This window comes from Streptococcus infantis ATCC 700779 (assembly GCF_000187465.1).
GTDB classification, from domain to species: domain Bacteria; phylum Bacillota; class Bacilli; order Lactobacillales; family Streptococcaceae; genus Streptococcus; species Streptococcus infantis.
The window spans coordinates 1,674,728-1,681,581 of sequence record NZ_GL732439.1 but is presented as its reverse complement, the minus strand read 5'-3'; the positions used below and the strand labels follow the sequence as shown (position 1 = coordinate 1,681,581).

Here is a 6,854-nt window from a genome sequence, read left to right as displayed (position 1 = left end):
CCATAAAACACCTCATTCAAATATATTTTTGAATGTATTTTAACATTAAACTTTGTAGATGTCAACTTCAGCTCCATCAAAATATAGATAAGAAGGTAGTGTACCAAACATTAAAAAGCCCTGCCATCGAAATGATAGCAGGGCTTAACTTCAATATCCAGATGATATATTTATCTGAAAAAGGTAGAGTTTGGACTGAAATATAGTGAAATGTATTGAAATTGAAAAAAGAAAAAACGCTTAAAATCAGCGTTTTTCTTATGTATTGATTCGTATTGAATGCTTACTTCACTTCTTTCAATGTATGTTGAATAAAAATAATAATTATGATATTCTTATTATAAGGAGAAAATAAAATAATTCTGGGATATTTCATTTGAATCATGTGTAATTGTGGCCTGTTTTTCAGTACATAATTACTTCTTTAAGATAAGAATATTCCATGGCCAAATTTTTCTAATTAATTTAGAAATCATTAACAAGGGGGATATTATGGCTGAAAGAATAATACATCAAGCTGATCTTCGAGCTATCGAGAACAACTTGCGCTCTATCCATGAAGGATTACGAACAATTGATGCTAGAGTTGATGTAGCAAACGAAAATCTTCAAATCGTTTACGATGAGATTGGTAGTTTAGCACAAGAATTTCATGAATTTGTGAATATCCAACAAAAAGCTAATAGATTAGGACAAGCTGAAACTCGACTGGTAAAAATCCGTCAGGAAATTGAGAAGAAATATGGTCATTATGATATTGTTCGTCGTACTACCACAGGGATTTTACAAGCTGATGATTTAGGAATTGTCAAAAAAGAAACAATCAGCACTGCAACAGAAGAACTAATGATATCAACTCCAGGTTACTGGCTTGCTCCATGCTTGGTTGCATTAGCAGCATGGATAAATGATAAACCCGAGTTAGCTGAAAAAGCAGTCAAGGAAGGGATTAAACGAAACGATGAAAAAACCTCCCTTTTCTTTGCCTTAATTTGTAGAAGAGCTAATAGAAAGAACGCATGCCTTAAGTGGACTCAACGTTATCTAGCTAATCAAGATGAAGAAAATCTCGACAGAAATTCTATAATTATCCTAGATGCTTTTGCGAGTGGACTTTTGGGAGCTGATACCGAAGGAGTCATCTCACGTCAAATGAATGAATGGCTCAGTCGACTTGAAGAAAAACCTGGTTTTACTGAACAGCAAACAGAACAATGGTCCGAAGCCATTAACTTAAAAAGAAGCGAACTAGATGAAGATTTATACCCTAACCTAAGAAAATATAGTAATAGTTGGCCTATACTAGAGGATATTCTTGAAGGGGCTCATCTTCATGAACAAATGTTAAACTACCTAACCGATATTTTTGAGAAAAAAGGTTCTACAGAAAGCGTCAAAAATCAATTAGATGATATTTTAGATACACTTGTGACTGATTTTGACAACGAAGAATTAGCTCTTCGAAAACAAGAAAAATTCGAGCAGTTTGTGGTTGACTTCGGAGGAGATGACAACCGTGCTCATCAAAACATGAATATTGAAGTGACTGCATTTGAAACCCATAAAGATTTCACCCAGTTACTTACAGATGCAGCAATGAAGCCCGAATCTTCTCACTCAAGTATATCTACCCAAAAATTTGCACTCGCTCTTTCTCGTGATTGGGTAACAAACGCTTATAATGATGTTACTGCAAAAAATCGCATGAAGATTCCTTACGAAATTGAAATTAATGTGGATACTTTTAACGATAAATCAACAGATGGCCAAAACGAAAACGAGTTGATTGAAAAATTTAATTCTCAGATAGACACTGAAAAAGAACAAACCTTGTCAAACTACTTCCCAAGTTTATTTGATAAATTCCTTTTATATGGTGGTATAGCTATCGGAGTTATCGGTTTAATGATGATGATTTCTGGCAATGTTTTCTTAGGTTTGATAGCTATTATAGCAGGTGTTTTTATGGTTCTTAAGCATAAATCTAATATTGAAAACATTGAAACAAGTCGCAAGAAAATTGAAGAACAATACGAGAATAAAAGAGTAAATGGTGAACAAATTATAAGAGCTACTCTGGCTGAAATTGTAGACTTTAGAATTGAATTTGCAGAGAAAGATGCTGAAAGTACTAAGGTTCTTGATTTCCTCGAACAAATAAGACCTGAACAATATGTAAACAAGTTGGCATCATCTAATAGAAAAATTAAAATTTGAGGAGGTAATTGACATGGATGAAAAATATAAAGGCGATAGTAAGCTATCATCTAATAACACCACTCCATTTAAGAGCATTAATACTGAAGAGGATATCACCGAAGAACCTATGAGTGTGTTTGCTGAGGGACTCCCTTCATGGGATATCGTGCCTCCACAATTGCTAGTCAGAAGGAAACGGCAAAAATAATGAATAAACCACAAACATATGCAGAATGGGTAAATATCTTAACTATTTTTAAAAACAAAGATGATGATGAATCAGTTTTAAAAATGATGAAATCTGGGACTATCGAATGGCAATACGGTGTAGCAGAACGTTTCTCTACTAAGTTAATTGACGCTGTTAATTACCGTATGAATGTAGCTTCAGATAAGTTTCAAAATGATTTACTAAAATCCCAAGGATACGAGGGAGCAATCATTCAATCAATTCTTTCGTTGAGAAAAGAAATGGAGTTCTTAGCTGAAGCAATCAATCTTCCTGCAATTCCAGATAAAGAGCGACAACACTACTTAAATCTCGTTATAGAGCAAGCTAATAGTATGCAGAAATCTTTAGAAGAATCTGCAAAACAGGACCGAAGCGGGAAAATGTCAAGTATTATTAGAAATCATAAAATTAATTCTTTTTTAAATAAAGGTGAACAGTAAATGAGCGATATAGTAAAAAGCAAAGAACTTCTTACAAGATATTCACTTGCAAGAATTCCTTTTATTGCTATCAATACCATTGAGCCAAGTAGAACATTAGATATGTTAAAGGAAATATCTGAAGAATTACAACTTCCATTCAACGTACATACTCTCACCAAAGGTGTGTATGATCTTAGTTCTGGTAAAAATGTTAACGATGATAAATCTGTTTATGGTGCAATAGATTACATGACGGACCAAATGCAAAAGAAACAAAACCAAACTATTGTACTGACAGAAGTTCCAGACCTTAGTAATGAAAATAGCGATTCTAAACAAGTCCTAGCACTGGTCAATCTAGCCAATGAAACTGGGGGCGTTGTAATAGTTTTTACTAATACCTCTATTTGGAATCAACTTCAACGGCAAGGTATGACAGTAAAAATTGATTTACCTAACGAAGAGGAAATGTACTCAATAATTCAAGAATACATTGACGACTATCGAAATGATATCCAGATTGAATGGGATAACTCCGATATTCGAGAAGCTGCTGCAGCTCTCAATGGGGTAACTAGAATCGAGGCAGAGAACGTTATTGCTGCTTTGATTGCAAATAAGTGCATAAGAAAATCTGATTTAGATGAGATAAGATTTGCAAAAGATCGCCTATTCTCTGATATCTCTGGTCTAGAAAAAATAGTTGTAGATGATTCTGTAAAGGATATCGGAGGACTTGAAGGATTAAGGAAGTGGCTTAATGAAAAGAAAGAACTGCTAACCCCCGAAAAGAAAGATATGTTACGTGAGAAAGGCTTGCAACCGCCTAGAGGAATACTCCTAGTAGGTGTCCCTGGATGCGGTAAATCTTTATCTGCTAAATCAATCTCCGCTAACTGGAAACTTCCATTATATCGTTTAGATTTTGCAACGGTTCAAGGAAGTTATGTAGGTCAGTCTGAACAGCAACTCAAAGATGCTCTAACCACCGCTGAGAATGTATCTCCGTGTATTTTATGGATTGATGAAATAGAAAAAGGGCTATCAGGAGCTACTGGTGGCGCTAATGATGGTGGTGTATCTACTCGTATGGTTGGTCAATTCTTATTCTGGATGCAAGAATGCAAAAAACAAGTTTTTGTAGTGGCAACAGCTAATGATGTGTCTATGCTTCCATCAGAACTTCTCCGTCGAGGAAGATTTGATGAGTTATTCTTTGTTGATTTACCTACTGCAGATGAGCGCAAAGAAATACTTGCTTTGTATTTTAAAAAATACTTAAGTCTAGAATTTGAAGGAGAGTTTGCTGATAATATCATTCAAATAAGTGATGGTTTCACTGGTGCTGATTTAGAATCGACAGTTAGAGATTTAGCTTACCGAGCTATCGCTAATAACAATTTTATTCTCAATGAAGAGAATATCTTGACTGCTTTCAATAACGTAGTCCCACTCTCTCAAACTAGCCCAGAAAAAATTGAGGCTATTAGAGATTGGGGGAAAGAAAGAGCTGTTCCTGCATCTGGAAAACCAATCGGTGGAGAGGGACTTGTTCATAAACAAAGTGGACCTAAAACAAGAAAAGTACTTGTTTAATAAGTTCATTATTTGGACACGGTAACTGTAATCTCAGTTTCGTGTCCATTTTTATAATTCTCTAAATGAAGATCTTTTTTGAGAGTACCACTAAAAGGAATCTTAAATTGCAAAATATAATTTATAATACAATTAGGAGAAAAATAGATGCCTAAACCAATATTAAATCCATATCAATCCAAAAAACAAACACAAGCAAGCCATATCATGACTTCTAACTTAAAACAACCACAGATAGATAAATTGAATTTAGATAGGCTTCTAAGAAAATCACGATCTAAAGAATATATGGATGCTATTCATCAACTAGATGCAGGTGGACATGTTCATAATAAAAAAGAAGTAAATGAAATTATTAATACAATCAAGTCGGAATTCCCAGATGTGGATATTAATGGAATTCTCCTAGGTTTTGTAGCGAAATGTTATTTAGGAGCACCTTACGAAGCTCACACCCTAGACTTAGTTGGAGAAATCATTGAGCATTATAAACGAGGAGAGACATTACCTGGTGGACTCGATAAAGCCAAAAGTATTGCTTTACATGGAGGATATGATTTTATCGAAGTTTATACAGACTGTTGTCGAGCAATTAGCTCAAATGGTTCCGTATCAGTAATAAAAGACTAATTGTTCTTTAAATTGATACAAGGGGAGATACAAGAGATAGTTCTTGCTTACATATATGTCAGTGCTGAATAATAAATACAATATAAGCTAGATGCCTCTGATACTTGTTCTTCAAAATAACTTTTTTTATTTACAAATCGCTACTATTTTATTGAATAATTCGAAACTCCTTCCAATTTACTTGCGAAATTTATAAAATATCTGATATACTAGTAGTGTACCAATTGGTACACTCAAAGTTTCAAGTTTTTCCTCTTGAAACCTTCCTCTTGCCTATTATGCCTAAGAGGTGGCTACAATAAACTTCCTCAGTCACCTCTTAGGTTGAAAAGCAAAAACATAAAAGTTCCAAGTTTTTCCTCTTGGAACCTTCCTCCTGCCTATTAAATGCAAAAGTGGCTTTCTATATTTTCCTTCTGTCACTTCTTGCATTTAAAATGCAGCAACACCGTAGAATGACGATTCTACGGTGTTTTTTAATTGTAATAAACAAAATAATTACTGAAAATCATTGTTTAAAATCATTCCTTTTGGTTTCAATTACTCTCACAGCAGCTCTTACTGCATGAAATTCATCAATAAATTTACTAATGAGCTCAAAATTTTGTTGACTAACTCTTCCTGTCATTAATTTTTCAGCAATTTGATTAAATTCGGTCAAATGATCTCTTACACTTAATAACATTTCTTTCGTGTCTTTTAAGTAGTATTTTCTTGATAATTTTTCAACTTCCTGCTTAAACAAGTCAACGTTATTATCATGTATCGTTATCTTTTTACCATCAGCAATCCAATCATTCGCTTCATAACAAGTGATGAATTTATGATCAATCGTATCACAAACAAAAATAATTCCACTATCAGTTATATACTTTCGCTTTTCTGGAATTTGTCCCTCGCTTGAATCATATGGTGTCAAGCTATTTATTTGCTTAGAAATCCATTTAGGAAGTTGCTCTTCTTTAATTCCAAATCGATCATTAGCTCTTTCTACAAAATGATCTGTCCATATATACTCTGGTGCATACGAAAGTCCCATAGCAATACTCCTCTTTAAAACTTGAGAAAAATATCTATTCTAATTGATTATGAGTGTTTTAAATTTCTACTTCAGCAATTGGTTTACGATAGTTAGGTGCTTGAACATAGTGGCAATAGAGCTTCCCTAGATTAAGTCTAGGTTTAAACTCTTCAAAGTCACTCGCTAGTAAATAGCAAGGTTTATAGGCACAACTATTTGTAATAGCTACTTCTTCTCTTAAATCCTCTATAAGCATTTCTAATGTTTCGTACTCGTAAATACGTGCTATTTGTCCTTTACCCTCAAATAAGGCTTTGACCAAAATGGATGTTCCGTTTCCGTAAAAGACGGTGTTGGATGATATCCTTTCGTACCCTCTCATTTCCAGACGATAATACCTATCTGCTCTGGTATCTCCTATAGATACTTCTTTAGGAACCATATAAAAATATCTACCCTTTTCTACTGCCAACGTGAACCGTCTGCGAACTTCTATTTGTTTTAAGTATTCGTCAACTCCACTATTGATAGACAATGCTTTTCGGATAATCGAGGCCTTATTTAACGAGTGGTGTTTGTCTAACCATTGTCCTAAAAATCTGTGAACATATACCATAATTTTTCACTCCTTTTTATTTGTCTATATTTATATTGTAGACTATTTTTTTAAAAAAAGCACGGCCTCGGACAAAATATTGACATTTTATTATGTTCAACTAACTGGACATTGAGATAGAATTAATTAGTCCATACG

Annotated in this window: 8 protein-coding genes; 6 read left to right on the top strand and 2 right to left on the bottom strand. The window is 34.0% G+C overall.

The window, feature by feature from the left end:
* Window positions 1–32 precede the first annotated feature (32 nt).
* From HMPREF9423_RS12705 to HMPREF9423_RS10630, 6 genes are all read left to right on the top strand, one after another.
* The gene (locus tag HMPREF9423_RS12705) at window positions 33–206 is read left to right on the top strand and encodes a hypothetical protein (RefSeq protein ID WP_006149340.1); all 174 of its coding nucleotides are present in this window, start codon (window positions 33–35) and stop codon (window positions 204–206) included.
* A 286-nt stretch (window positions 207–492) separates the two neighbouring features.
* Entirely contained in the window at window positions 493–2,217 is a 1,725-nt protein-coding gene (locus HMPREF9423_RS10640) for a hypothetical protein (RefSeq protein ID WP_006155592.1), read from the top strand.
* Window positions 2,218–2,230: 13 nt separating this feature from the next.
* Window positions 2,231–2,407 carry a hypothetical protein gene (locus HMPREF9423_RS12460; protein ID WP_000343799.1) on the top strand — a complete coding sequence of 59 codons (177 nt, stop codon included), beginning with the start codon at window positions 2,231–2,233 and terminating at the stop codon, window positions 2,405–2,407.
* On the top strand, window positions 2,407–2,871 hold the full coding sequence (locus tag HMPREF9423_RS0102260; RefSeq protein WP_006155591.1) for a hypothetical protein: 465 nt from the start codon (window positions 2,407–2,409) through the stop codon (window positions 2,869–2,871). The genes HMPREF9423_RS12460 and HMPREF9423_RS0102260 overlap by 1 nt, the downstream gene beginning before the upstream one ends.
* Window positions 2,872–4,449, top strand: a complete 1,578-nt coding sequence (locus HMPREF9423_RS10635) for an AAA family ATPase (protein ID WP_006149336.1) — start codon at window positions 2,872–2,874, stop codon at window positions 4,447–4,449.
* 147 nt (window positions 4,450–4,596) lie between these two features.
* Window positions 4,597–5,079 (top strand): hypothetical protein, encoded by a 483-nt coding sequence (locus HMPREF9423_RS10630; protein WP_006149335.1) that lies wholly within the window; start codon window positions 4,597–4,599, stop codon window positions 5,077–5,079.
* Between the two features lie 508 nt (window positions 5,080–5,587).
* Here the strand turns inward: HMPREF9423_RS10630 and HMPREF9423_RS10625 are convergent.
* Both HMPREF9423_RS10625 and HMPREF9423_RS10620 read right to left on the bottom strand, forming a co-directional pair.
* The gene (locus tag HMPREF9423_RS10625) at window positions 5,588–6,118 is read right to left on the bottom strand and encodes a hypothetical protein (protein ID WP_006149334.1); all 531 of its coding nucleotides are present in this window, start codon (window positions 6,116–6,118) and stop codon (window positions 5,588–5,590) included.
* Window positions 6,119–6,176: 58 nt separating this feature from the next.
* Window positions 6,177–6,716, bottom strand: a complete 540-nt coding sequence (locus HMPREF9423_RS10620) for a hypothetical protein (RefSeq protein WP_006149333.1) — start codon at window positions 6,714–6,716, stop codon at window positions 6,177–6,179.
* Window positions 6,717–6,854 lie beyond the last annotated feature (138 nt).